The organism is Flavobacteriales bacterium, assembly GCA_016699575.1.
Lineage (GTDB): Bacteria > Bacteroidota > Bacteroidia > Flavobacteriales_F > PHOS-HE28 > PHOS-HE28.
On record CP064979.1, the window covers coordinates 143,254 to 167,588 of the forward strand.

Genomic DNA, 24,335 nt, shown 5'->3' on the forward strand with positions numbered 1-24,335 from the left:
CATGAACGAGTGGCTGCGTGCGCTCTTCATCGCGATGCCAGTGCTGGTGCTCCTGCACCTGTTCGTGGTGCGCTGGGTTACCGTGCAGAACACGAGCATGTACAGCACGCTGCTGCCCGGGGACCTTCTTGCGGTGAACCTGCTGGCGGGCATCGGCGGCTATGAAGTGGGCGATGTGGTCGTGTTCCGCGATCCCGTGCAGGATGATCGCGCGATGGCCGCACGCGACCTGCTGGTGAAGCGCATCGTGGCCATGCCGGGCGATACGCTGCGCATGAAAGGGGGCGTTGTGTTCGTGAACGACGAGCCTATGCCCGCACCGGAAGGAGCCACGCGCAGTTGGTTGGTGCGGTTGAAGAAGGAAGACCAACTCGGCGACGTGCTCACCGAGCTGGGACTTCCCTCGGACTTCGCTCCTACCGGCCGCACCTTCATCGAACTACCGCTGAACGAAACTCTTGTCGAGGATCTGACGGCTTCCAAGCTGATCGCCGATGCAGAGGATATGGGCACCGACCGTGGGTCACCGGACCACATCTTTCCCTACAGCCCCACCTACCGTTTCAATGCCGACAACTACGGTCCATTAGCGATGCCGAGATCGGGCGATACGGTACGGATCGACGTCGGCCGACTGCCGCTGTACGACCGCATTATCACCCGGTATGAAGGCCACACCCTGGAGGCCAGCGGCAACAACATCTCCATGGATGGCAAGCCACTGGAGGAATACATCATTGAGGGCGACTATTGCTTCGTGATGGGCGACAGCCGCAACCACAGCTCCGACAGCCGCTATTGGGGCTTCCTGCCCCTGGACCACGTGGTAGGGCGTGCGGCTTTCGTCGTGCTTGGCCAGGACGGCGAGCGCGGCGGCTTCCGCAGCGGCCGCTGGTTCAGATCGATCGACTAGGTGACCAAACCACCGCAGACGTTGAGCGTCTGCCCGGTGACGTAGGCGCTGAGGTCGCTTGCGAAGAAGAGGCAGGCATTGGCGACGTCCTGCACAGTTCCCGGCCGACCAACAGGGATCTCCTTCGCCCAGCCTTCCACCACCTTGGGGTCCAGTGCGCCGGTCATCTCCGTGGTGATGAAACCGGGAGCTATGGCGTTGCTGCGGATGTTGCGGCTGCCCAGTTCCTGGGCCACGCTCTTGGTGAACCCGATGATGCCGGCCTTGCTGGCCGCGTAGTTGCTCTGGCCTGCATTGCCCTGCACACCCACCACGCTGCTCATATTGATGATGCTGCCGCTGCGCTGCTTCAACATGGTGCGCATGACGGCCTTCGTCATATTGAACACGCTTTTCAAATTGGTGTCCATTACGGCATCCCAATCCGCCTCGGTCATCCGCATAATGAGCTGGTCCTTGGTGATGCCTGCATTGTTCACCAGCACGTCCAACCTGCCCCAGTCGTTCACCACCTGATCCACGGCGGCCTGAGCGGCAGTTGCATCAGCGGCGTTGCTTTGGATGGCCACCACCCCACGTCCGGCATACTTCGTTCGCAATTCGTTCGCGCATGCCTCGGCTTTCGCGGGGCTGCTTACGAAGGTGAAGGCAACATCGGCACCTTCCTCCAGAAAGCGCTCAACAATGCCTTTGCCGATCCCGCGCGATCCGCCCGTTACGAGGGCCACTTTACCGTCCAGAAGTCCCATGATCGAAAGCCCGTTTTGTAAAGCGGGTTGCGGCGAATGTAGACGTCCCCTCCGTGCAGCGATGGACCCAATATGGCCGAGGCACCCATACACACTAGGAACCACTTGTGCAACCACATGATCTCGGGGTTGCCCGCCAGAGGAGTACTGGTACATTTGGGCAACACGTCAACCATGGAAAAGCGCTCCCCCCAACTCTGGCTCGTCGCAGGCCTTGTTCTCAGCTCCATCAACCTTACGGCCCAATCGGCCAAGCAGCCGCTTCCCGGAACTGCGCTATCGGGTGGCGGCCAGCATTCGATCGTGCAGAGCACGCCGCTGAGCGGTGTGGTAAGCGCTAAGACTTCCACAGAACGCTGGGCCAACAAACTGGTGCGTTTGGAAGCCCGCAACCCAGGGCTGCCTGAGGTGAATGTCATCAAGGACGCCAAGCTCGCGGAGAAATGGTCGACTGCGGCACGACCGCTCCCTCCAGCTTCACCAAAGGCGGTCTTGCCCGTGGTGGGAACCAATATGGAGGGCAATTGGAGCGTGCAACAAACACCGCCGGACAACAGCATGGCCATCAGCAATGGCGGTTGGATCGTGAGCGTGAACAACGACGAGATCGTGTACGCGCAATCCAGCGGTACGCTCACCTACGCCGCCTTCTGGGCCGACTTCTTCCAAGGTCAAGGGCTCTTCGCCAACATCTACGACCCCAAGGTGCTGTACGACAGTCAAGCGGACCGCTTCTTCATGACGGTGCTGCACGGCTCCGAGGCCAGCAACTCCATCCTGCTCCTGTGCTTCAGCCAAACCAACAACCCGACCGACGGGTGGAACATCTACCAACTGAGCGGCAACCCGCTGAACAACAATTGCTGGTTCGATTATCCGAGCATCGGGGTGAGCAACAACGAGGTGTACCTCACCGGCAACCTGTTCACCAGCGGCAACAACCAGTTCAACCAGGTCGTCATTTTCCAGGTGACCAAGAGCACAGGCTACAACGGCAGCAACCTCAACTGGCAATACTGGTACAACCTGTCCGCGGACATCACACCGTTCACCATTGTTCCGGCCAGCTGGGGACAGAGCGGCAACTACGGCCCGGGCATCCTGTTCATGAGCAGTGCTTCCGGAGGCGACAATCGCTACATCGCATGGGAGCTGACCAACGACCTTGGCTCCAATCCAAGCCTGAACGCCTACACGGTGAACGTTCCGAGCTACTCACCTGCAGCCGATGCACAACAACCCAACAACCCCGACCTGTTGGACAATGGCGATTGCCGCATCCTTGGGGCCTTCTACCTCAACCAAACACTGCACTGCATCCACCATGGTGATGTGGGCAGCGGTTGGAACGGCTTGATCTACACACGCATCAATGTCACCAACCTGCAAGCCACCCAGAGCGAGTTCGGCGCGCCCGGCGTGGTGGACATCTCCTACCCGCAGTTCACCTCGTTCTCGGGCGGAACCAGCGACCCAAGTGTGATGGTGGCCTATTTGCAAAGCTCTACCCAGATCTATCCCGAAGTGCGCGTAGTGAACTGCGACGCCAACATGAATTGGGGGCCCAGTGCGCTGGTGAAAGCCGGTGAGACGCATGTGGACTTCCTGCAGGGCGAAGAGCGCTGGGGCGATTACACCGGCATGGCGCGCAGGCACAACGCTTCCAACCCGGAGGTGTGGCTCGCGGCTTGTTACGGGGCCAACGTGACGGGCCAGCTCAACAACACGTACAAGACGTGGATCGCTGAGATCACGGGCAGTTCTTCATCCGTGGAAGAGGAAGAGGAGGATGCCCGCACGGTTCTCTATCCGGTGCCCGCCATCGACCTCTTCACTCTCGAACTGAACATCACGGAACGCGCCCAGCATACCATGCAGCTGATCGATGCGGAAGGTGCCGTGGTGAAGGTGCTCTACCAAGGTTTCCCGGCCATGGGCCGCAACCAACTCAGCTTCAATCGGGGCCAGCTAGCGCCGGGCACGTATTCGCTCGTTGTTTCCACCCCTCAAAAACGCATTGCCCATGAAACGCTGGTTGTTCAGTAGCCTGCTTGCCGCCGGTTTCCTTGGCGCGTGCTGCGGCAGCAAGAAGACCGCCGATGCGCCCGCCAGTGATCGGCGCGAGGCCCCGGAGCACAACGCTCCGGACCAAGACCGGATCGATAGCCTGAAACAGGAGAAGCAGAAGGACAAGAACTGAGGCAGACCACCGACCGAGAAGCATGAGGATACCCAAGTACTGGGATTCGGTGGAGGTGGAACTGAAGGTCGACGATGTTACCCAACGGTCGGTGGTGCGCGGGCACTCGGACGTTTCCCAAACCGATGCACGGTCGCAGGCGTTGCGCAATGCAGAGAAGGTCCAAGCAAGGATCATCTCCTCTGAACCACGCCATTGGGAAGAGTATGAAGTCTGCATACGCGAAGAGATCCTGGCCGAACTGGCCCCGGATGCGATCGTGACGCGCAATCGTTATGGTGCCGAGGTCCTGAATTGTGCCCGGCTCGTGATCATCGATGTGGACAGGGCGCCTGAACGAGGATTCTGGTCTCTACTGTTCAAACGCGACAGGCGTTCGGCCAAGCTCCGCATGCTGGATCATGTGCGGCAAACGGCAAAAGCCCATTTGAGCGAAGGCCTGGGTTTCCGCATTTATGAAACCCACAACGGTTACAGAGTGATACTGGTCGGCAGAGCGCTTCCGCCGGCCGAACCGCTCGTCCGGGATCTCTTCAAAGCGATGCGCAGTGACAATTTGTACGTGATGCTGTGCTTGCGACAGGATTGCTACCGGGCACGACTGACGCCCAAACCCCACCGCATCAAGCAAAAGACCATCCGGTTGCGGTTTCCCTACGATGCGGCGACCGGGACCGCGCTTACGGAGTGGGCCCGGTCTTACGAGAATGCGTCACGCCGTTTCAGCGTTTGCCACTTGGTGGACGTCATCGGAGATCAACGAACGGACGACGTGGTCCGATACCACGATGAGCGCTGCTGCCGTGGCAATGACCTGCCCCTGGCCTGACCTCAGCCCAGTACCTCCTTCACCTTGGCGCCGATGGTGGCGGGGCTGTCCACCACGTGGATGCCGCACTCGCGCATCACGGCCTTCTTAGCGGCAGCGCTCTCATCAGCACCGCTCACGATGGCACCAGCATGGCCCATGGTACGGCCCTTCGGTGCGGTCTCGCCAGCGATGAAACCCACGACGGGCTTCTTACAGTTGTCCTTGATCCACTTGGCCGCACGGATCTCCAGATCGCCACCGATCTCACCGATCATGACAATGGCTCTTGTGTCCGGGTCGTTGGCGAAGAGCTGCACGGCTTCGAGCGTGGTTGTGCCGATGATGGGGTCGCCACCGATGCCGATAGCGCTCGTGATGCCGAGCCCGGCCTTCACCACTTGGTCGGCAGCTTCATAGGTCAGTGTGCCGCTCTTGCTCACAATGCCCACCGGCCCCTTCTTGAACACGAAGCCGGGCATGATGCCCACTTTGCATTCATCGGCGGTGATGACGCCCGGGCAGTTGGGGCCGATGAGGGTGCAGCCCTTGCCACGGATGTACTCGCGCGCGGCCACCATGTCCTTCACCGGGATGCCCTCAGTGATGCACACGATCACCTTGATGCCTGCCTCAGCCGCTTCCATGATCGCGTCGGCAGCGAATGCAGGAGGAACGAAAATGATGCTCACATCGGCACCGGTCTTCGCCACAGCATCGCTCACGGTCTCGAACACGGGCTTGCCCAGGTGCTCCTGGCCACCCTTGCCGGGCGTAACGCCGCCCACCACGTTGGTGCCGTACTCGATCATCTGACTGGCGTGGAACGTGCCCTCGCTGCCGGTGAATCCCTGGACAATGACCTTGCTGTTCTTGCTGACGAGTACGCTCATGGTGCTTGCTAGTGGGCGGCGAATCTAGTCGGCCGCAGGTTTGGGGGTGGCCGGCTCGTAGCCCGTACGGAGGAAGTGGAACACGAGCCACAACGTGCCGATCATGATGATGCCGCCGATAATGAACGGTGAACTCATGTGCCAGGCGTAGAGACCAGTGCTCATGACCGGTCCCACCACCCTGGCCAAGGAGCCGAAACCCATGTTCTGGCCCATCACCTCACCAAGCTCATGGGGCCTGGCTTTGCGACTGAGGATGGAGACCAGGCTTGGGCTCAAGCACGCATTGCCGATCGACAACAGGATGATGGGCACCAAACTGAAGGCCACGAACCATGTATGCGGAACGAACGGTATGGCGACCAGCCCGAGGCCTACCAATAAGCAACCGTATATCATCATCCGGCTTTCACCCAATGTCCGCTGCAGAATACCCACCATGCCCCCTTGGGCAATGGCCGAACAAACCCCCACCAATGAGAACATCAATCCCACGTGGTCCACATCGAGACCGTATTTCTGCTCCCAGAAAAAGGCCATGCTCACGTTCATCATGCTGAAGGCCGTGATGTACACGAAGTTGATGAGGAAGATGTCGCGGAAGCGATCATCGCGCAGCGAGGCGAACGTGCTGGCGATGGGCTTGAAGTTGACGCGACGACCAGTGTCCTTGTTCTTCAACGACTCCGGCAGTACGAACAGTACCCCTAGTAGGTTGAAAAGGCACAGCGCCACGGCGAAGTAGCCGAGGGTGACGAGCCCGAAGTGGCTGTACAGGTATCCGCCGATCGCAGGCCCGAACGCGAAGGCCATACCGAACGAGGCGCCCACCACAATACCGATCCGCTTCGCCCGCTGTTCCGGTGGTGTAATGTCGCTCACATAGGCCTGTGCGGCGGCGATGTTCCCGGAGCCAATGCCCGTTAGGATGCGAGAGAGGAACAACAGGAAGAGGCTGTTCAGGTGGGCGAACACGATGTAGCTGATCGCACTGATGATGACCGACCACATGATGACCGGTCTGCGCCCGATACGATCGCTCAACGAACCCCAAATGGGCGAGCACAGGAAGACGAACGCGCTGAACACGCCAGCCGAGAGCAGCACCCATTTCTCCTCGGTGCCCAGCACGCCCGGCAAAAAGGCCACCACCGGGATGAACATCGTGAACCCGATGAGGTCCACGAAGACGGTGAACCAGAGGATGAACAGGCGGCGGTCCATCTGGATCAGGACCAATGTGCTTGGTACCACGGTATGGCCCTCTCCATACCCTGCTTCAGATCGAACGGTGCCTTGAAACCGAGGACGTGTTCCGCGAGGGAAGTCTCGGCCAATGAGTCGCGTACATCGCCAGGACGCTCAGGTACATGCTCAATGGGCACGGAGGCTATAGCCGGGTCTTGCGCAGCCAGCCCATCGCGCAATAGTGTAACGATGTCCAGCAGTTCGGTGCGCTCACCACAAGCCACATTGAAGACCTGTCCGAATGCTTCCTCCCGATCGCACTGCATGCCCGCTACCATCGCGGCCACGGCGTTGCCCACGTAGGTGAAGTCGCGGCTTTGCCTGCCGTCGCCGTGCACTTGGGGTGCCTGGTGCTTGAGCAACCGAAGGATGAACTTGGGGATGGCGGCGGCGTAGGCCCCGTTGGGGTCCTGCCGCTCGCCGAACACATTGAAGAACCGCAACCCGATCACAGGCAGCTTGAACATGTGCCTGTACAGCCAGGCGTACTGCTCGTCCATCAGCTTCGTAACGGCGTACGGCGATAGCGGCCTTCCCTCCTGCCCTTCTCGTTTGGGCAACTGTTTGCTGTCACCGTAAACGCTGCTGCTGCTGGCGTACACCAACTTCACGTTGCCGTTGTGGCGGCATGCTTCCAGCACGTTGAGGAACCCTCCAAGGTTGGCGGCCTCGCTGGGAAGCGGGTCATCGATGCTGCGCGGCACACTGCCGAGTGCGGCCAAGTGCAACACAGCGTCCGCACCGGCCACTGCACTGTTTACCGAAGCCGGGGCGCGCAGGTCACCTTCGATGAACGTGAAGCGGTCGGAACCTGCATGATGCTCGACATTGGCGCGATTGCCGGTGGCCAGATTGTCGAAGCAGCGCACGGTCAGCCCGGAGGCCACAAGCGCATCGCACAAGTGGCTGCCGATGAACCCGGCACCACCTGTGACCAGCACTGTGCGTTGCTGTGCCATTCGTTCCGTTCGACGTGTGGACAGCCGGAAGGCTGCCGGCACCGTCACTTTGCCACTGCCACTGAGCGTTTCTCACGGATCACCGTCACGCGCACTTGGCCGGGGTAGGTCATTTCGTTCTGGATGCGGTCGGCCAGTTGCATACTGATGTCGTCAGCTTGTGCATCGGTCACCTTGTCGCTCTCCACCATCACCCGCAGCTCGCGGCCGGCCTGGATGGCGAAGGCCTTGTTCACGCCGTTGAAGCTCATGGCGAGGTCCTCCATGTCGCGTAGGCGCTTGATGTAGGCTTCCACCATCTCACGACGGGCACCCGGGCGTGCACCGCTGATCGCATCGCACACCTGCACGATGGGGCTGATGAGCGTGGTCATTTCGATCTCGTCGTGGTGGGCACCGATGGCATTGCACACGTCGGGCTTCTCGCCGTACTTCTCGGCCATGTTCATGCCCAGAATGGCGTGCGGCAGTTCGGGCTGCTCATCGGGCACCTTGCCGATGTCGTGCAGAAGGCCGGCGCGCTTGGCCACCTTGGGGTTGAGCCCCAGCTCTGCGGCCATCGTGGCGCACAGGTTGGCGGTTTCGCGGCTGTGCATCAACAGGTTCTGGCCGTAGCTGCTGCGGTACTTCATGCGCCCCACCATGCGGATCAGCTCCGGGTGCAGGCCATGGATACCCAGATCGATGCAGGTGCGCTTGCCGACCTCCACGATCTCCTCTTCCAAGTGCTTCTTGGTCTTGGCAACGATCTCCTCGATGCGCGCCGGGTGGATGCGGCCGTCAGTGACCAGTTGGTGCAGGGCGAGACGCGCCATTTCGCGGCGCACGGGGTCGAAGCAACTGAGTATGATGGCCTCCGGGGTATCATCAACGATGATCTCCACACCGGTGGCTTCTTCCAAGGCCCGGATGTTCCGACCCTCGCGGCCGATAATGCGGCCCTTCATCTCGTCGTTCTCGATCTTGAACACGCTCACGGCGTTCTCCACGCTGTGTTCAGTGGCCACCCGCTGGATGGTCTGGATGACGATCTTCTTGGCTTGTTGGTTGGCGGTGAGCTTGGCCTCCTCCGTGATTTCATTGATCATGGCCATGGCCTTGGTGCGCGCCTCATCCTTGAGGCTGTCCATAAGCTGCTTCTTGGCGTCCTCCGCATTGAGGCCGCTGGCCGCTTCGAGCACGGACACCTGCTTCTGGTGAAGCTTATCAAGTTCCTCTTGGCGCCGGGCAATGCCGTCGATCTGGCGCTGCGCATCAGCACGTGCGTTCTCGGCATCCTTTTCCTTGCGGGACAGGTCCTGCTGCTTGCGGGCCAGGTCGCCTTGCTGCTGTTTCAGGTTGCCGTTGGCCTGGTTGATGCGCTGCTCCTTATCGCGGACCTCACGCTCACGTTCCCGCACTTGCTTCTCATGTTCATCCTTCAACTGAAGGAACTTCTCCTTGGCCTGCACCATCTTTTCGTTCTTGATGGCTTCTGCCTTGACCTTGGCCTCCTCAAGCATGGCGTTGCCACGCTTCTTCATCATGGCGTTGAGCAACAGATAGATGATGCCGCCCCCGAGCAACAGCCCGGCAAGCGCACCGATGAGCAAACTGACGATGTTGAATTCCATTGTTCCGCGTTGTTAAGCGGACCAAGTAGGGCCTCCTGCGGTGCAGCGAGGGATCAGGACGGCGAGGCGTTGGCCAGTACACCTTCCAAGCGGGCCAATTCGGCCATTAGCGGTGCCTTCGCGCGATCGCCCACGCTGTTCAGCGCGCGGGTGGTCACTTCCAATGCTGCCATTGCCAGCAGGTCCTGCTTGTCGGTCATAGGGTGTTCCCTTTGCAGCCTGGCAATGCTCTCGTTGATGTCCTTGACGGCCTGGCGGATGTTCGTCTCTTCATCGCGATGGATGCTGAGCGGATAGGCCCGCCCGGCGATCTCTATGCGTATGGAGAATTCTTCCATCCCGGAGGTTCAGCTACTTATCGCCGATCATGGCGAGGCAGCGATCGATCTCGCTCACCAGTTCATCGATCCTTTCCTTCGCTTGCGGTTGCAGGCTCTTGAAGCGTGCCTGCTCCGTTCGGAGGACCTCGTTCTCCTGCTCCAGTTCCTGAACGCGCTTGCTGAGCACCTCGTTGGTGCGCCGCTGTGTACCCAACTCCTCATCGGTATCAGCCTGGCGCTTCCGCACAGCTTCGAACTCCTTCACCAAGGTGGCCACACGGGTGGTAGCATGTTGCAGGCGCTCAAGGGCTTCGTTCATCGTCCGGATCAATTGAATGACATGGTCCGAGGGCAAACATAACCATCCATGCCCCGGTGGCTCAGGCAATTGTCGGTGCCGACTTTCCACCATGGTCTGTTGACCGGACCTTTCATGCTTGCCGCACTGGTCCCAACTCGCCAGGTAGCTTGGCATCCGTGAAGTTCATCTCCCAAAGGACACTGTCAGTAAGGAACAATTTACTGGCATTCAGTATTTTCATCTCAAGTGTTGGCACCTCGCAATCCATCCAAAAGATGGTCCCACCTCTCGACATTCCCATGTTGCTCTCGGGCAACTTCATGGAACTGCGGAGCGACCACTTCCATAGTGGGTTGGACATTAAGACGAACGGAGTGGAGGGGCTGCCTGTGAGGGCGGTGAAGGATGGCTATGTGGCACGCATCAAGGTGAGCCCCTGGGGTTACGGTAAGGCCATCTACCTACAACACCCTGATGGGACCACCACGGTCTATGGTCATCTTCAACGCTATGCCGGTGCCATTGCGGACCATGTGCTGGAGGCGCAGTACGCAGCCCACGACTTCTCCATCGACAACTACCCCGACGCGGGCAAACTACCGGTGAAGCAGGGCGACGTGATCGCGTACAGCGGCAACTCGGGTGGCAGCAGTGGCCCGCATCTCCACTTCGAGGTGCGCAATGGCGCCCAGCACGCGTTGGACCCCGAGGCAAATGGCATCGACCTGGTGGACAACTTGGCGCCAGAACTGCGCGGCTTGCGTGTTTACCCGTTGGACGGGAATTCTGCAGCCATGCCCTACCCGGCAGGTGCCAAAGGGTTCCCGTTAGTGAAAGGCAGCGGCGGTTACCGTTTGAAGCAGGACACCGTGGACGCCTTCGGGACGATCGCATTCGCGCTGAACGTGGTGGACAAGTACAATGGCACCCCGAACGATTGCGGCCCGCGCAAACTCGAGCTCTTCGTGGGCGAAAAGCCCTACATCACCGTGCTTCTGGACCACATCGACTTCGGATCGAACCGTTTCTGCAACGCGCACACGGACTACGAATTGTTCAAGGAGAACGACCTGCAGTACCAGCGGCTCTTCAAACTGCCCACCAATAAGCTGAACATCTACGGAAAGGAGCCTGAACAAGGACGACTGACCGTGGAGCCGGGCGCCTTCCATCCTGTCCGAATTCTGGCCACTGACGCCAACGGTAACACCTCGCAGTTGTCCTTCACAGTGCGTGGTGTAGAAGCCGAAAAGGCGGTCGCCTGGCTGCCCAAGGACGGTTCGGGCACGCTGATGAAAGCTGGAATGGAAAGCAGGTTCGATGGCCCGGGTATCCGTGTGATCCTGCCACCGGACGCACTCTACGAGGACATCCTCTTCCTCCATGCGGCCAAGCCAAAACCCCAACGCGCGTTCAGTCCGCTGCATGCCGTGCACTCTTACACAACGCCCCTGCACGTGAGCGCGACGATCAGTTTGAAGGCCGATAGTGTGCCTGCATCGTTAACGGCCAAGGCGCTGATCATGCGCAGCGGGCCGAAAGGCAAAAGCAGCGCGCACGGCGGCACATGGGAGAAAGGCTGGGTGCGTACCACGGTGAAGTCCTTCGGTGATTATTACGTTGCCATCGATACGGTGCCGCCCACCATTACACCCATCGGGTTGCGGAGCAGCATGGTAGGACGTGCAGGGTTCGCCCTTCGTGTCAGCGACAACCTCAGCGGTTTGGAGAAGTGGCACGGCACGCTCAACGGCGAGTGGATCCTGCTGGAGTTCGACCCCAAGGCAAAAAGCCTGAGCCATCAGTTCGACAAGTACACGAACAAAACGGGCCGCCAAACACTGAAGGTGGACGTGCAGGACGAGCGTGGCAACCTGCGCAGCTTCAGTTACACCTTCACGCGATGAAGGCTTGGCCTTGGGTATTGGTGCTGGTCGCGTGCAGTAGCGCGCCACGACGGGCCCCGCAAGGCACCATCGTGGTAGGCCATGGTGGAAGCGGACCAGGGGCGCCCTACCCGATGAACACCAGGGATGCCGTGGATGCGGCAATGAAGGCAGGCGCGAACGGCGTGGAACTCGATGTGCAGCTTTCGGCTGATGGCATCCTGGTCTGCTACCACGACGAGCGGCTGGAAACGCTCACCAGTTGCAATGGTCTTGTGAACGGTCAGCATTGGATCCCCACCTTGGAGCGGTGCACCTATCGTATGGCGGACGGGCCTTTCTCGCTGATGGCGTTGGAGACCGTAACCAACAACATGGACAGCACGGCCACCGTCATCCTCGACTGCAAGCTCTTCTCGGCAGGAAAGGACTGGTCCGGGTACTTGGATGATTTCGCGGGATCGCTGTTCGACCACGTTGCCAAACTCGATGTGCCAAAAAGCGTGATCATCGAATGCCAGGTGGCTGAGTTCCTTGACCGCTTCCCGGGTGATGGTCCGTTCAGCACGTTCTACTACGCGAAGGACTTCGACGATGGACTTGCAACAGCCACCGCGCGCAACTATGACGGCATCACGATATCGGCCGACCTGATTTCCGCGGAAGAGGTTGCCCAAGCACAGGCGCAGGGGTTGCGCATAGCCGTGTTCGGTATCGACAAGGCTTCGGACGCCGTGCACTTGGGTGCCGATATTCTGGAGGTCGACCGTCCCTAGCCGGAGATCAGACCTTCCAATGGTCGGGCTCCTGGCACCAACGCCAAGGCATCAGCGGTCAGCCACTCCTGCAACACGGCCGCATAAACGCTGCGGAAATCAACACTGAACTTCATATCGCCGTTGGCGTCCAGATCAGTGAGCGATGGCAACGGATTGAAGATGCCCGGCTTCTTCAGACCACCACCGATGAGGAAGACCGGACCCGCCGTCCCGTGGTCCGTTCCGTTGCTTGCGTTCTGCTTCACGCGCCTGCCGAACTCGCTGAAGACCATCACCAACGTGTTCTCCAATTGCCCTCCTGCTTTCAATTGCTGCACAAAGGCATGCAGGTTGTCGCCCAAGCTGCGGAGCAAGCGCTCGTGGCGTTGCAGTTGGTTGGTATGCGTGTCGTACCCGCCGGTGGTGACGTAGTATGCGGTGGTTTCCAAGCCGCTGTTGATGAAGTGCGCTACTGTCCTCAACTGCTTACCGAGATCGTCCTTCAAGAAAGCACCCGGAGCAGGCGCTGGCTTCAACTGCTCCTTCACATAGGCCGCGCTTTGGTAGGTCTCGGCCATGGTCTGGTACAGGTAGGACACGGTCGCATGTTCGTGTCCTTCGCCCTGCGACAATGCGGCGAAGTAGGGCTCGCGGGTGCTGCGGTAAAGCCGCTGTGCATCCGTGAGGGTGAGCGCTTTAATACGCTCGCCCCTACCGGCAAGCGATAGGGTTGAACCCACTTCGATAACGTCATGCGGCGCCGTTCCGCGCAGATCAAGGTAGCGCCCGAGCCATCCTGTGCTCCAGTGCTCACTGCTCGCACTTGCGCTATGCCAGATGTCCAACGAGCGGAAGTGGCTGCGATCCGGTCCGGGATAGCCAACGCCGTGAACCACGCAGAGCAGACCTTCATCGTGCAGGCGCTTCAAACCAAGAGCGCCAGGATTGAGGGCGAACTCATCGGTGATCGCGTGCAAACGGTCTTGGGCCAGGGCCAAGCGTTGCCGGTTGGCGTGGTAACCGTCGTTGCGCCAAGGCACCACTGTATTTAGGCCGTCGTTGCCGCCGCTCAGTTGGACCACCACCAATTTGCGGTGGGCCGTGCTGCCCAGAGGCGCCATGGCCTTCAGAAAAGAAGGTAGCAACCAAGCGGTGCTCACCAGCCCGGTCTGCTTCAGGAATTGGCGGCGGGAATTGCAGTAAGCCATCGGTCAGCAGAGTTGGTATTCTGGACTGGAAACCACTTGGAGCACTCGTTGGAGCAGATCCGCATTCGACGGGATTGAGATGATGCCCAGCAGGGTGTGCGAAGGCGGCACGCACAATAGCAAGGCGCACAACTCCTCGTTGCTGACATTGCGCGGCAGTTCCGCCAGCAACGCATCCCGGTTGTTGGTCACCTGCAGCAACCGGCCCTTCGCATCGCGGCCGGGTTGGTCACCTTGAGCATCCATCATCATTTGGTCAAGGCCCTCGGGGTCGTTGCCGTTGGGCTCCCAGTCCAGTTCACCGTTGTTCACCAAGATGCTCGGCAGGCGCAACCGGAGGAGCGTACTGTTGCTATCGATCCATGCCACCCCTTCGGCCCAACCCGCTACACTCGGCGGATGGAACAGGACCTGCCCCAATGCGCGTTGCAGCGTGATGCGATGATCCACGGAACCATAGCCCAGCCCGAACAAATGCTCCAATCCGGCCAACAGCTCCACCGGGTTCTTCACCCTTGCGCCACGTTGGCGCGCCTGCTGGAAATGCTCACTGAGGAAAACGAAACGCATGAGGTGACCGATGTCCAAACCGCTGCCCCGGAAACGCCGGGCCATCTCCGCAACGAAAGCCGCATCCTCCTTCGGTGAAACGAACCATTTGTAGATCTTCCCGCAGATGAACGTGGCCGTGCGTTCGTCCTCCAGCAGGAACCCCAGGATGTCTTCGCCTCCCCAGTTACCGGTGCGGCCGCGGAAGGTCTTCGGCCCGTCATCGTGCTGATCCGCGTTCAGCTTGAATTCGCCGGTCACCAACTCGAACGACCAACCGGTAAAGGCCCGGGCCGCCTCCTTGATGTCCTGTTCGGTGTAGTGCCCACGGCCCAGCGTGAAGAGTTCCATCACCTCTCGGGCGAAATTCTCATTGGGTGCCCCTTTGCGGTTCTGCTGGTTGTCCAGGAACTCGAGCATGGCCGCGCTCTTGCTCACGGCCATCAGCAGATCACCGAAGCGCCCCAAGGCATGCTCTCGGATCGCGTTGTTGAGCAGTTGTGCGCTCCTGCCCCACTTGCTGCGGCATGCGAAGTGGCCATGCCAGAACAGGGTCATCTTCTCGCGGAACACATCATGGGTGCCTGCCAAACGCTTGCACCATGCCTCGTTGAGCCGGGCCATGCCCTGGCGCTGCGCCCGGCGGAAGGCGCGCTGCTCCTTCTCCGTCATGGCGCGGTACTGCTTCAGGGTGGCAGTTGGCACCTCCGTCACCAATGGCTGGGCCTTGTCCCGTGGGAACAAACGGTCCACGCACTCGGCATAGGGGACACCCATCAAGGCCTCCAATTGCACCGGGCGAAGCCCAAAACCTGCCCTACCGTACAGGTGGTTTACGAGTTCCCGTTGATCCTTGTCCATGTTCCTGCGCCGACCAAAGATGGGGCCGCGCTCATGGCGACCTGTCGCACGGAAAGACCGGCCGCACGATGAAGGGTTTACCGAAGGCCGCTCCCATCCCGGTCCGGCTTCTACATTCGCGGCCGCTTTGCCGGGTACTATCCACCCGCGGACACTGAAGAACCGACCACCATGGCCGAGACCACGCAGCAGAAAGACCTCGATGTGAGCGAGGTGTACACCAAGACCGAACTGTTCGTCGATAAGAACAAGAAGCCACTGATGATCGGGGCTGGTGTGCTCGTGGCGATCGTGCTGGTTGTCATCGGGTACCAGCAGTTCGTGGTGAAGCCCAAGACGGCCCAAGCCTTGGAGGACATTTGGAAGGCCCAGTACTACTTCGAGATCGACAGCTTGGACCTCGCGCTGAACGGCGATGGCCAGTGGATGGGGTTCGAAGCGGTGGCGGATGAATACGGCAGCACCCCCACTGGCAAGCTGGCCCATGCGTACCTGGGTACCATTTATATGAAGAGGGAAGAATGGCAGGCCGCCATTGACCATTACGAACAGGCCGACGTGGACGACGACGTGATCCGCGTAATGGCCGTGGGCAACATGGGCGATTGTTACGTGGAGTTGAACGATATGGAGAATGCCGCGGCCCAGTTCGAGAAGGCGGCAGGTATGACCACCAGCGACTTCACCACCCCGCTTTATTTGATGAAAGCAGGTATCGTGCACAAGCAGAACGGCAATTGGAAAGCCGCTGCCAAGGCTTTCCGTCGTGTGGTGACCGATTTCCCCAATAGCCCCGATGTGAACCAGGCACGCAAATACGCCGCCGAGGCCGAAGCGTTGGCGGGTTGACCGAGTTATGAGGTGGGGCTACATTGCGAGCCCCCACAATGGCCACGAACAACCTCAGTCACTACGATCGTTCCTCAGTGCCTGATGCGCAGCACATGCGTGTCGGCATTGTTGTGAGCGAATGGAACAGCAGTATTACCAGCAAGCTGCTCGAAGGCGCGCGCACTACCCTTCTCGAGTGCGGCGTGCGCCAGGAGAACATCACCATTGAGCGTGCTCCGGGCAGTTTTGAACTGGCGCTTGCGGCACAGTTCCTTTTGGACACGCTCCGCATTGACGGTGTCATTTGCCTGGGCAGTATCATCCGCGGTGAAACCCCGCACTTCGAGTTCGTATCGCAAGCATGTGCCAATGCCGTGGCCAGTTGCGGACTGCGCAATGGCCGCCCGGTGATATTCGGTGTTCTCACCGACGACACGGTGCAGCAGGCAGAGGCGCGCAGTGGCGGTGCTATGGGCAATAAGGGGGTGGATGCCGCGATCGCCTGCATCAAGATGGTGGACCTGCGCAAACGCATGCGCGAGACGAGCCGTTGACCGGGACGGTGGATGGCGCGGTTGAAAACATCCATGACCTTTGACGGTGCAGCTGGCAGCCCCTCCGGTTACACTTGCACGGATCGCCTCACCAAAATCCTCTGCGCATGGCCATTCTGGTGACCAACAGTATTGCAGTTTCAGTTCAGGCGAAGTACGACCCACGCCACAGCAATCCGTCGGAGGGGCGCTACTTCTACGCCTACCGCGTCACCATTGCCAACCAAGGCCATCGCACCGTGCGCTTGCTGCGGCGCAAGTGGCACATCGTGGACAGCATGGCCGCTCCGCGCGAGGTGAAGGGGCCCGGCGTTGTGGGCGAAACACCTGTGCTGTTGCCGGGCCAGGAGTTCACCTACAGCAGCTTTTGCGACCTGCACAGCACCCTCGGCAGAATGGAAGGTTGTTACACGATGCGGGATGAAGAGGACCTCTCGGAGTTCGAAGTGAACATTCCCTCCTTCGACCTCTTGTATTCCTGGCTCGCGAACTGAGCCGCTGTTAAGATCTCTGATCCTACCTGTGTTCCGAACGATGGCACGGGGTAGTTTTGGCGCCCTCAATGAAGCGCCTGTTCAAGCATAGCATCAGGAACCGTTGGACGCCTTTCATGCGTTCGATGGCCGTGCTGCTGGCCTTGAACCTGGCTTTGCTCCCACTGCTTTCGACCGCGAACACCACCATTGCACTGTTCGAGGAACGCGGCAATGAGGTACCCCCTGTGCTCGAAGAGGAGATCCTGAAGCATGCGTGCGAACTGCGCATTGCGCGTTCCTCGGACACCACATCCCGGTCGGTGCTGCTGCAATTGCACCAGTACCAGGACCGCATGCTGGACCACCCCGTACTGGAGGTGCCGCACCAGCCGCCCAGATCGTAGTAAGCCCTCGACCGGCGATAGCCGTTCTGACCAGCCCTGCGCTCGCTCAGCTGGCCCTGCTTACCACCATCATCCTTTTTCCATGAAGAAACTGTTCAGTTCCTGGCGCAGCGATGTGCCGTCATCCATCGTCGTTTTCCTCGTTGCCCTGCCTCTTTGCCTCGGCATTGCTGTTGCCTCGGGCGCACCGCCCATGGCCGGCATCATAGCGGGGATATTGGGAGGCATCGTTGTCGGTTTCGCAAGTGGGTCTCCATTGGGGGTCAGTGGTCCAGCGGCAGGCCTTACCGCCATCGTGTCCATGGGGATCGAGGAACTTGGGAGCTTCGAGTTGTTCCTGGGTGCTGTGGTCGTTTCCGGGATGTTCCAGATCCTGCTCGGGGCATTGCGTGCCGGCATCATCGCCTACTACTTCCCCAGTTCCGTCATTAAAGGGATGCTGGCAGGCATCGGTATCATCATCATCCTGAAACAGATCCCACATGCCTTGGGCGATGACAAGGACCCCATGGGCGACGAGAGTTTCGACCAGCCGGACAAGCTGAACACCTTCCAAGAACTTTGGTCGGCCGTGCAGGACCCAACGATGGGTGCGGTCATCATTACGCTGGTGTGCTTGGGCCTCATGCTGTTGTGGGAGCGCCCCTTCATCCAGCGGAACAATTGGTTGCGCTATGTGCCCGGACCGTTGTTGGCGGTTTTCGCCGGTATCATTCTCGCTGCGGCCTTCAGCGGGTACCCCTCGCTCGCTATCGGCGCTGATCACTACGTTCCCCTGCCGGACCTCTCCGATCTCTCCTCGTTCGCGTTCCCGTCGTTCGCCGCATGGGACAGTGGGGCATTCTGGCGTATCGCTTTCACCATTGCCGTGGTGGCAAGCATCGAAACGTTGCTGTGCGTGGAAGCCACGGACAAAATGGACCCACAAAAGCGCATCACACCGGCAAACCGCGAACTGTTCGCGCAGGGCACAGGCAACATGGTCAGTGGTCTGCTCGGCGGTTTGCCGCTCACACAAGTGATCGTGAGAAGCTCGGCCAATATCCAGAGCGGTGGAAGAACGAAGCTCTCGGCCATTCTGCACGGCTTATGGTTGCTCATCTGCGTGGTTTCGATCGCCGGGTTGCTGCGCATGGTGCCACTGGCCAGCCTTGCCGCCGTGCTCTTGCTCGTAGGTTACAAACTGGCCAAACCTTCCCTGTTCAAAGCCATGTGGGGCCAGGGGCCGGCGCAATTCGTTCCGTTCGTCGTCACTGTGGCTTTCATGGCCGTAACGAACGACCTGTTGCGGGGCGTTGCGCTCGGTCTGTCGCTCGCGTTCATCCACATCCTCTGGAAGAACTACCGGGTTCCTTTCCACTTCGACCGCGACAAGCACAAGACCGGGGAGCCTATCCGTATCCAGCTGAGCGAGGATGTGACCTTCCTCAACAAGGCCGGGATCAAGCGCACCCTGAGCGAATTGCCCGATGGCGCCAGCGTCGTCATTGATGCCAGCCGCACCGTGGACCTCGACCCGGACGTGGAGGAGATCATCAAGGATTTCACTACCGAAGCGAGCGCACGGGGCATTACCCTGGAGTGCAACGGCTTCGGCAAGAAGCGTTCGAAGCACACGAAGACCCTGCTCCAAGAGGTGCTTCTCACCGCTCAACGTTCACTCACTGGAAAAAAGAACTGAACAGCTGTCCCAGCGCGACGCGCCGGGCACGAACCCTAATTGGACAATGAGAACACAGACCAAAGAGACCCAGGACCACCTGACGCCACAGAAGGCGCTGGAGATCCTCATGGAAGGCAACAAACGCTTCGTCAACAACCTCAAGGCGAACCGCGATCTGCTCAAGCAGGTGAACGAAACCAGCACGGGGCAATTCCCGTTCGCGGCCGTTTTGAGCTGCATCGATAGCCGCACCAGCGCCGAGCTCATCTTCGACCAGGGCCTGGGCGACATCTTCAGCATCCGCATCGCAGGCAACTGCGTCAACGAGGACATCCTCGGCAGCATGGAGTTCGCCTGCAAAGTGGCGGGCTCCAAGTTGATCCTTGTGCTGGGGCACACGAAGTGCGGCGCCATCAAGGGAGCGTGCGACGATGTGCGCATGGGCAACCTCACTGCACTGCTGAACAAGTTGCGCCCAGCGGTCGATGACACGACCACGAACGGTGCACGCAACAGCAGCAACGAGACGTTTGTTGAGGATGTAGCGTTGCGGAACGTTCAGTTGGCCGTGCAGCAGATCCCGGAGCGCAGCCCCATCATAAAAGAAATGATGGACAAGGGCGAGATCATCATTGCCGGTGCCCTGTACGATGTAAGCACGGGCCAAGTGGAAACTGTTCAGCCACTTCACGCATGAGCGACCATCTTCGCGCCATGCAACGCGATGACCAAGCCCTTCACAGCACGCTTCTGGCCAACAACCGGCAATGGAGCGAACGGATGCGCAAGGAGAACCCTGAGCTCTTCACGGAGCTGAGCAAGCACCAGCACCCGTTCTTCCTGTGGATCGGTTGTAGTGACAGTCGAGTGCCGCCGAACGAGATCACCGGCACCGTGCCCGGCGATATGTTCATCCACCGCAACATCGCCAACATGGTGGTTCACACCGACCTCAACCTCATGAGCGTGCTGGACTACGGGGTGAACGTCCTCAAGATCGACCACGTCATCGTTTGCGGGCACTACGGATGCGGCGGTGTGAAGGCGGCGATGGGGCCCGAATTCGGCGGCCCTGCCAGCAACTGGGTGCGTGAGATCCGCGACGTGATGCGATTCCACCATGGCGAGCTTATGGCCATCCATGATGAGGAACGGCGTTTCGACAGGCTGGTGGAACTCAATGTGGCCGAACAGGTCTACGATCTGAGCCGGACGAGCGTGATCCGCGACGCGTGGTCGAATGGACGCAAAGTGCAGGTGCACGGCTGGGTCTACGGTCTGAGCGACGGTCTGATAAAAGACCTCGGGGTGACACGCACCCGGTTCGAGGAAGAAGACGGCGGTGTGGAGATGGCCTGAGCCGGGTAATTTCGTCGGCGCACGTCATGTGTCCATGTGAGCCTGTGCTCATGTGCGCTTGAAAGATCAGACTGACCTGAACATGAGCTTCAACGTCCCTCCTCCGAAGAACGAACCCGTCCTCTCGTACGCCCCCAACACCCCGGAGCGCACCGCCTTGCAAGCGGAAATGGACCGCCGCCTGCGCGCACGCATTGATGCGCCCATGTGGATAGCGGGCCACGCGATCGAGACCAAGGATGTGCGGAAAATGAGCCCGCCACAAATGCATGCCCACAACCTTGGCAATGCGCACTTCGGCGAGGCCAAGCACGTGCGTGCTGCCATCGACGCAGCGCTGAAGGCCAAACGCGATTGGGAGAACATGCCGTTCGAGGAGCGTGGTGCCATCATGCTGAAAGCAGCCGACCTCATCAGCGGCCCTTACCGTGCGCAGATCAATGCCGCCACCATGCTCGGACAAGGGAAGAACTGCTTCCAGGCCGAGATCGATGCGGCCTGTGAGTTCGCCGATTTCCTGCGCTTCAACGTGGCCTACGCGCAGCAGATCCACCGGGACCAGCCCATCTCCTCCCCCGGCGTTTGGAACCGCTTGGAATACCGCGCGCTCGAAGGCTTCGTGTTCGCGCTAACGCCGTTCAACTTCACCGCGATCGCCGGTAACCTACCGAGCAGCTGTGCCCTCATGGGCAACACCGTGGTGTGGAAGTGCGCCGACACACAGGCATACAGCGCGCAGGTGATCATGGAGATCTTCATGGCGGCCGGATTGCCCGCCGGTGTCATCAACCTCGTTCATGCTGACGGACCCACCACGGGCGACATCGTATTCAAGCACAAGGATTTTGCTGGCATACACTTCACCGGCAGCACGAAGGTGTTCCGCCATATCTGGCAGACCATCGGCAACAACCTGCCGCTCTACCGCAGCTATCCGCGCATCGTGGGTGAAACCGGCGGCAAGGATTTCGTGGTCGCACATCCCAGCGCCGATGCCAAAGTGGTGGCCACCGCCCTGAGCCGTGGAGCCTTCGAGTTCCAGGGACAGAAGTGCAGCGCTGCCAGCCGCGCGTACATACCCGCCAACCTATGGCCCGATGTGAAGAAGGAACTCCTCGCCGATCTGGCCGACATGAAGATGGGCGACCCGCGCGACTTCCAGAACTTCATCGGCGCCGTGATCGATGAGCGCGCCTTCGACAAGATCAGCGGGTACATCGATGGGTTGAAGCAGGACAAGAAGAACGTGAAGATCATCGCCGGCGGCAAGTACGATAAGAAGGTCGGCTACTTCATTGAACCTACCGTGGCTGAAACAAAGGACCCGAAGAGCAAGACCATGTGCGAAGAGATCTTCGGGCCGGTGCTCACGGTGTACGTGTACCCCGAAGGCAAGTGGAGCGAGACGCTGAAACTGGTCGACAGCACGGGCGAATACGCGCTGACGGGTGCAGTGATCAGCAACGATCGCGCGAGCATCATCGAAGCCCAGCAGGTGCTCCGGCACGCGGCGGGCAACTTCTACATCAACGACAAACCCACGGGCGCCGTGGTGGGCCAGCAGCCTTTCGGCGGGGCTCGCGGCAGTGGCACCAATGACAAGGCGGGCAGCTATCTCAACCTCATCCGCTGGGTAAGCCCACGCACCATCAAGGAGACCTTCGTGCCGCCCACGGACCACAGGTATCCGTTTTTGGGCTAAGGACCGTTCGGTATGAGCAAGGAACACACATACACCAACGGCGAGGTCACCATTGTGTGGAAGGCCGATCTGTGCATCCATAGCCGCAAGTGCTGGCAGGGCTTGCCAGGTGTGTTCAAACCCGGCCAAAAACCCTGGATCCATCCGGACGGTGCCAGCACGGATGCCATCGTAGCCCAGGTAGCCCAATGTCCCAGTGGCGCGTTGAGCATCCGGCGGAACGCGGAGGCAACCTTACCGGAAGCGGCACCCGGAAAAACTGGCCGCACCGTTGTTGAAGTGACCAAGAACGGCCCTGTGCTCGTGAAGGCGGACTGCGAGATCACCCACAGCGACGGGCGCACGGAAACGAAGGAGAACATGATCGCGCTGTGCCGCTGCGGCGCCTCTGCCAACAAGCCCTTCTGCGACGGAAGTCACCGGAAGATCGGGTTCGAAGGATGACCGACCCCGGGTCCAACCGTTCACCGTGCACGAGCTGCCGTTCATGAGGCCGCTCAGGTCACTCGGCGAAGGCAGGGCCTAACTTGCGCGCCTACCAGAGAATTGCAGCGAATGGCACCCCAGGACCAGCTCCGCGTACCGCTGAGCCCCGGCCAGAAGGCCCGTAGGATCAATCAGGACCGCGACCTGTACGGCACCTTCGCCGAGATCGGTGCGGGACAGGAAACGGTGCGCCACTTCTTCCGTGCAGGCGGGGCCAGCCAGACCATCGCCAAGGCGATGAGCGCCTACGACAAGGACTTCAGCAACGCCATCTACGGCAAGGAGCCCAACAACCGTTTCGTGTGCGAGAGCCGCTTGCGCAACATGCTCGGTCATGAATACGGGTTGATGGTTGAACGACTAAGCCGGAACGACCACCCCACCAAGAAGTTCTTCACCTACGCCAATACGGTCGCCACCAGCACCTACGAGCGCCCGCACAGCGGCCACGGCTGGTTGGGTGTGCGCTTCCAGACGGCTGCCGATCGCCCCACCAGCGAAATGATCATCCACGTGCGCTTGCACGACGCGGACATCAGCCTTCAGCAAGAGAGCGTCGGCGTTCTGGGCACGAACCTGCTCTATGGTTGCCTTTTCCAGCACAACGATCCGGACGGCATCATGGACGCGTTGTATGACAACGTGAGCCGCCATGTGGTTGAGATCGACATGGTGCAGATGAACGGGCCCGACTTCGCACAGGTTGACAACCGTTTGTTGAGCCTGCAGTTGGTGAAGCGTGGCTACACCGATGCCGTGATCTTCGGTCCCGATGGGCAGAACCTTCAAGCCAGCGAAGCACTGTACCGCAAGAACATCCTGGCCATCCGCGGAAGCTTCCGACCGGTGACCAAGGTGAACATCGACATGATCATGAACGGCTACAACATGTTCATCAAGGAACAGCGTGTGGACCGTGCCAACCTGCAAGTGCTCTTCGAGATCACCCTCAGCAACCTGAAGGCCGATACCGGCGACATCGATGAAAAGGACTTCATCGACCGTGCCGATATCCTTTGCTCGCTGGGCCAAACGGTGCTCATCAGCAACTACCAGGAGTACTACAAGCTGGTGGAGTACTTCAGCCGCTACACGAAGAGCCGCATGGGCCTCATCATGGGCGTCAACAACCTCATCGAAGTGTTCGACGAGAAGTACTACCGCCACCTGAACGGCGGTATGCTCGAAGCGTTCGGCATTCTCTTCACCCGCGACCTGAAGATCTACGTCTATCCGAGCCGCGCACGGCAGGAGGACGAGATCATGACCACGGAGAACATGCCCGTGCACCCGCGCTTGAAACCACTGTACGATTACCTACTGAGCAACAAACGGATGGTGGACATCGAAACGTTCGACCCGAACGTGCTCCACATCTTCAGCAAAGCGGTGCTGAACATGATACGCGATGCCGCACCCGGCTGGGAGAACATGGTGCCTCCGTACGTGGACAACATGATCAAGGACAACAAGTTGTTCGGGTACAGGCCCGTCAAGGAAGGCGCCAAAGCCTGATCCGTTACCCGCGCGGCCATGCGGCATTCAAGGGGCATGCATGTGTTGACGATCATCTGCGCGGCAGCATTGCTGGTAA

Annotated in this window: 25 protein-coding genes; 16 read left to right on the forward strand and 9 right to left on the reverse strand. The window is 59.9% G+C overall.

The window, feature by feature from the left end; genetic code table 11:
• The first annotated feature begins 1 nt into the window (after nt 1).
• Nucleotides 2–913, forward strand: a complete 912-nt coding sequence (gene lepB / locus IPJ76_00650; protein QQR86767.1) for a signal peptidase I — start codon at nt 2–4, stop codon at nt 911–913.
• On the opposite strand, the gene fabG is transcribed toward lepB, so the two are convergent.
• Nucleotides 910–1,662, reverse strand: a complete 753-nt coding sequence (fabG, locus tag IPJ76_00655; GenBank protein ID QQR86768.1) for a 3-oxoacyl-[acyl-carrier-protein] reductase — start codon at nt 1,660–1,662, stop codon at nt 910–912. The genes lepB and fabG overlap by 4 nt on opposite strands.
• Nucleotides 1,663–1,836: 174 nt before the next feature.
• Here fabG and IPJ76_00660 point away from each other — a divergent pair, with 174 nt between their 5' ends.
• The 3 genes from IPJ76_00660 to IPJ76_00670 are packed head-to-tail and all read left to right on the forward strand — an operon-like array spanning nt 1,837 to nt 4,691.
• A complete protein-coding gene (locus tag IPJ76_00660) occupies nt 1,837–3,708 on the forward strand; it encodes a hypothetical protein (GenBank protein ID QQR86769.1) in 1,872 nt (623 codons plus the stop codon).
• A complete protein-coding gene (locus tag IPJ76_00665) occupies nt 3,686–3,862 on the forward strand; it encodes a hypothetical protein (protein QQR86770.1) in 177 nt (58 codons plus the stop codon). The genes IPJ76_00660 and IPJ76_00665 overlap by 23 nt, the downstream gene beginning before the upstream one ends.
• A 22-nt stretch (nt 3,863–3,884) precedes the next feature.
• Nucleotides 3,885–4,691 carry a hypothetical protein gene (locus IPJ76_00670; protein ID QQR86771.1) on the forward strand — a complete coding sequence of 269 codons (807 nt, stop codon included), beginning with the start codon at nt 3,885–3,887 and terminating at the stop codon, nt 4,689–4,691.
• A 2-nt stretch (nt 4,692–4,693) separates the two neighbouring features.
• On the opposite strand, the gene sucD is transcribed toward IPJ76_00670, so the two are convergent.
• The 6 genes from sucD to IPJ76_00700 form a co-directional block, all read right to left on the reverse strand.
• Nucleotides 4,694–5,563 carry a succinate--CoA ligase subunit alpha gene (gene sucD / locus IPJ76_00675; protein ID QQR86772.1) on the reverse strand — a complete coding sequence of 290 codons (870 nt, stop codon included), beginning with the start codon at nt 5,561–5,563 and terminating at the stop codon, nt 4,694–4,696.
• Nucleotides 5,564–5,587: 24 nt separating this feature from the next.
• A complete protein-coding gene (locus IPJ76_00680) occupies nt 5,588–6,787 on the reverse strand; it encodes an MFS transporter (GenBank protein ID QQR86773.1) in 1,200 nt (399 codons plus the stop codon).
• 5 nt (nt 6,788–6,792) lie between these two features.
• Nucleotides 6,793–7,770: an SDR family NAD(P)-dependent oxidoreductase gene (locus tag IPJ76_00685; GenBank protein QQR86774.1), complete on the reverse strand. Its 978-nt coding sequence runs from the start codon at nt 7,768–7,770 to the stop codon at nt 6,793–6,795.
• A 44-nt stretch (nt 7,771–7,814) separates the two neighbouring features.
• A complete protein-coding gene (rny, locus tag IPJ76_00690; GenBank protein QQR88368.1) occupies nt 7,815–9,371 on the reverse strand; it encodes a ribonuclease Y in 1,557 nt (518 codons plus the stop codon).
• Nucleotides 9,372–9,436: 65 nt separating this feature from the next.
• Nucleotides 9,437–9,721: a cell division protein ZapA gene (locus IPJ76_00695; GenBank protein QQR86775.1), complete on the reverse strand. Its 285-nt coding sequence runs from the start codon at nt 9,719–9,721 to the stop codon at nt 9,437–9,439.
• Between the two features lie 13 nt (nt 9,722–9,734).
• Entirely contained in the window at nt 9,735–10,022 is a 288-nt protein-coding gene (locus IPJ76_00700; protein QQR86776.1) for a hypothetical protein, read from the reverse strand.
• 257 nt (nt 10,023–10,279) lie between these two features.
• Between IPJ76_00700 and IPJ76_00705 the strand changes: the two genes are divergently transcribed.
• Together IPJ76_00705 and IPJ76_00710 are read left to right on the forward strand one after the other, a co-directional pair.
• Nucleotides 10,280–11,911, forward strand: coding sequence for a M23 family metallopeptidase (locus IPJ76_00705; protein QQR86777.1), 1,632 nt, complete (start codon nt 10,280–10,282; stop codon nt 11,909–11,911).
• Nucleotides 11,908–12,666 (forward strand): glycerophosphodiester phosphodiesterase, encoded by a 759-nt coding sequence (locus IPJ76_00710; protein QQR86778.1) that lies wholly within the window; start codon nt 11,908–11,910, stop codon nt 12,664–12,666. The genes IPJ76_00705 and IPJ76_00710 overlap by 4 nt, the downstream gene beginning before the upstream one ends.
• Here IPJ76_00710 and IPJ76_00715 read toward each other — a convergent pair.
• Nucleotides 12,663–13,856: a DUF1501 domain-containing protein gene (locus IPJ76_00715; protein QQR86779.1), complete on the reverse strand. Its 1,194-nt coding sequence runs from the start codon at nt 13,854–13,856 to the stop codon at nt 12,663–12,665. The two genes, IPJ76_00710 and IPJ76_00715, sit on opposite strands and share 4 nt — an antisense overlap.
• Before the next feature lie 3 nt (nt 13,857–13,859).
• The gene (locus IPJ76_00720) at nt 13,860–15,266 is read right to left on the reverse strand and encodes a DUF1800 domain-containing protein (protein QQR86780.1); all 1,407 of its coding nucleotides are present in this window, start codon (nt 15,264–15,266) and stop codon (nt 13,860–13,862) included.
• A 171-nt stretch (nt 15,267–15,437) separates the two neighbouring features.
• Here IPJ76_00720 and IPJ76_00725 point away from each other — a divergent pair, with 171 nt between their 5' ends.
• The 10 genes from IPJ76_00725 to IPJ76_00770 all read left to right on the forward strand — a co-directional run bounded on the left by IPJ76_00725 (nt 15,438) and on the right by IPJ76_00770 (nt 24,256).
• Complete coding sequence (locus IPJ76_00725) at nt 15,438–16,115, forward strand: tetratricopeptide repeat protein (GenBank protein QQR86781.1); 678 nt, start codon at nt 15,438–15,440, stop codon at nt 16,113–16,115.
• A gap of 38 nt (nt 16,116–16,153) precedes the next feature.
• Entirely contained in the window at nt 16,154–16,651 is a 498-nt protein-coding gene (locus IPJ76_00730; protein ID QQR86782.1) for a 6,7-dimethyl-8-ribityllumazine synthase, read from the forward strand.
• A 107-nt stretch (nt 16,652–16,758) separates the two neighbouring features.
• Entirely contained in the window at nt 16,759–17,145 is a 387-nt protein-coding gene (gene apaG / locus IPJ76_00735) for a Co2+/Mg2+ efflux protein ApaG (GenBank protein ID QQR86783.1), read from the forward strand.
• Nucleotides 17,146–17,213: 68 nt separating this feature from the next.
• Nucleotides 17,214–17,531 (forward strand): hypothetical protein, encoded by a 318-nt coding sequence (locus IPJ76_00740; protein QQR86784.1) that lies wholly within the window; start codon nt 17,214–17,216, stop codon nt 17,529–17,531.
• 82 nt (nt 17,532–17,613) lie between these two features.
• Complete coding sequence (locus IPJ76_00745) at nt 17,614–19,212, forward strand: SulP family inorganic anion transporter (GenBank protein QQR86785.1); 1,599 nt, start codon at nt 17,614–17,616, stop codon at nt 19,210–19,212.
• Between the two features lie 46 nt (nt 19,213–19,258).
• Complete coding sequence (locus tag IPJ76_00750) at nt 19,259–19,891, forward strand: carbonic anhydrase (GenBank protein QQR86786.1); 633 nt, start codon at nt 19,259–19,261, stop codon at nt 19,889–19,891.
• 17 nt (nt 19,892–19,908) lie between these two features.
• Nucleotides 19,909–20,553: a carbonate dehydratase gene (can, locus tag IPJ76_00755; GenBank protein ID QQR86787.1), complete on the forward strand. Its 645-nt coding sequence runs from the start codon at nt 19,909–19,911 to the stop codon at nt 20,551–20,553.
• Between the two features lie 82 nt (nt 20,554–20,635).
• Complete coding sequence (gene pruA, locus IPJ76_00760) at nt 20,636–22,255, forward strand: L-glutamate gamma-semialdehyde dehydrogenase (protein ID QQR86788.1); 1,620 nt, start codon at nt 20,636–20,638, stop codon at nt 22,253–22,255.
• Between the two features lie 12 nt (nt 22,256–22,267).
• On the forward strand, nt 22,268–22,699 hold the full coding sequence (locus tag IPJ76_00765) for a (4Fe-4S)-binding protein (GenBank protein QQR86789.1): 432 nt from the start codon (nt 22,268–22,270) through the stop codon (nt 22,697–22,699).
• A gap of 111 nt (nt 22,700–22,810) precedes the next feature.
• Nucleotides 22,811–24,256: a TonB-dependent receptor gene (locus tag IPJ76_00770; GenBank protein QQR86790.1), complete on the forward strand. Its 1,446-nt coding sequence runs from the start codon at nt 22,811–22,813 to the stop codon at nt 24,254–24,256.
• The last annotated feature ends 79 nt before the right edge of the window (nt 24,257–24,335 follow it).

What these genes read in the sequence shown, in the direction of transcription:
- IPJ76_00710 (QQR86778.1), top strand. Translation starts at nt 11,908, where the DNA reads ATGAAGGCTTGGCCTTGGGTATTGGTGCTGGTCGCGTGCAGTAGCGCG.
- IPJ76_00740 (QQR86784.1), top strand. Translation starts at nt 17,214, where the DNA reads ATGAAGCGCCTGTTCAAGCATAGCATCAGGAACCGTTGGACGCCTTTC.
- IPJ76_00700 (QQR86776.1), bottom strand. Translation starts at nt 10,022, where the DNA reads ATGAACGAAGCCCTTGAGCGCCTGCAACATGCTACCACCCGTGTGGCC.
- IPJ76_00680 (QQR86773.1), bottom strand. Translation starts at nt 6,787, where the DNA reads ATGGACCGCCGCCTGTTCATCCTCTGGTTCACCGTCTTCGTGGACCTC.
- pruA (QQR86788.1), top strand. Translation starts at nt 20,636, where the DNA reads ATGAGCTTCAACGTCCCTCCTCCGAAGAACGAACCCGTCCTCTCGTAC.
- IPJ76_00765 (QQR86789.1), top strand. Translation starts at nt 22,268, where the DNA reads ATGAGCAAGGAACACACATACACCAACGGCGAGGTCACCATTGTGTGG.
- IPJ76_00770 (QQR86790.1), top strand. Translation starts at nt 22,811, where the DNA reads ATGGCACCCCAGGACCAGCTCCGCGTACCGCTGAGCCCCGGCCAGAAG.
- IPJ76_00745 (QQR86785.1), top strand. Translation starts at nt 17,614, where the DNA reads ATGAAGAAACTGTTCAGTTCCTGGCGCAGCGATGTGCCGTCATCCATC.
- IPJ76_00695 (QQR86775.1), bottom strand. Translation starts at nt 9,721, where the DNA reads ATGGAAGAATTCTCCATACGCATAGAGATCGCCGGGCGGGCCTATCCG.
- IPJ76_00715 (QQR86779.1), bottom strand. Translation starts at nt 13,856, where the DNA reads ATGGCTTACTGCAATTCCCGCCGCCAATTCCTGAAGCAGACCGGGCTG.
- IPJ76_00705 (QQR86777.1), top strand. Translation starts at nt 10,280, where the DNA reads ATGGTCCCACCTCTCGACATTCCCATGTTGCTCTCGGGCAACTTCATG.
- lepB (QQR86767.1), top strand. Translation starts at nt 2, where the DNA reads ATGAACGAGTGGCTGCGTGCGCTCTTCATCGCGATGCCAGTGCTGGTG.
- IPJ76_00660 (QQR86769.1), top strand. Translation starts at nt 1,837, where the DNA reads ATGGAAAAGCGCTCCCCCCAACTCTGGCTCGTCGCAGGCCTTGTTCTC.
- fabG (QQR86768.1), bottom strand. Translation starts at nt 1,662, where the DNA reads ATGGGACTTCTGGACGGTAAAGTGGCCCTCGTAACGGGCGGATCGCGC.
- IPJ76_00720 (QQR86780.1), bottom strand. Translation starts at nt 15,266, where the DNA reads ATGGACAAGGATCAACGGGAACTCGTAAACCACCTGTACGGTAGGGCA.
- IPJ76_00665 (QQR86770.1), top strand. Translation starts at nt 3,686, where the DNA reads ATGAAACGCTGGTTGTTCAGTAGCCTGCTTGCCGCCGGTTTCCTTGGC.
- can (QQR86787.1), top strand. Translation starts at nt 19,909, where the DNA reads ATGCAACGCGATGACCAAGCCCTTCACAGCACGCTTCTGGCCAACAAC.
- IPJ76_00670 (QQR86771.1), top strand. Translation starts at nt 3,885, where the DNA reads ATGAGGATACCCAAGTACTGGGATTCGGTGGAGGTGGAACTGAAGGTC.
- sucD (QQR86772.1), bottom strand. Translation starts at nt 5,563, where the DNA reads ATGAGCGTACTCGTCAGCAAGAACAGCAAGGTCATTGTCCAGGGATTC.
- IPJ76_00730 (QQR86782.1), top strand. Translation starts at nt 16,154, where the DNA reads ATGGCCACGAACAACCTCAGTCACTACGATCGTTCCTCAGTGCCTGAT.
- apaG (QQR86783.1), top strand. Translation starts at nt 16,759, where the DNA reads ATGGCCATTCTGGTGACCAACAGTATTGCAGTTTCAGTTCAGGCGAAG.
- IPJ76_00750 (QQR86786.1), top strand. Translation starts at nt 19,259, where the DNA reads ATGAGAACACAGACCAAAGAGACCCAGGACCACCTGACGCCACAGAAG.
- IPJ76_00725 (QQR86781.1), top strand. Translation starts at nt 15,438, where the DNA reads ATGGCCGAGACCACGCAGCAGAAAGACCTCGATGTGAGCGAGGTGTAC.
- IPJ76_00685 (QQR86774.1), bottom strand. Translation starts at nt 7,770, where the DNA reads ATGGCACAGCAACGCACAGTGCTGGTCACAGGTGGTGCCGGGTTCATC.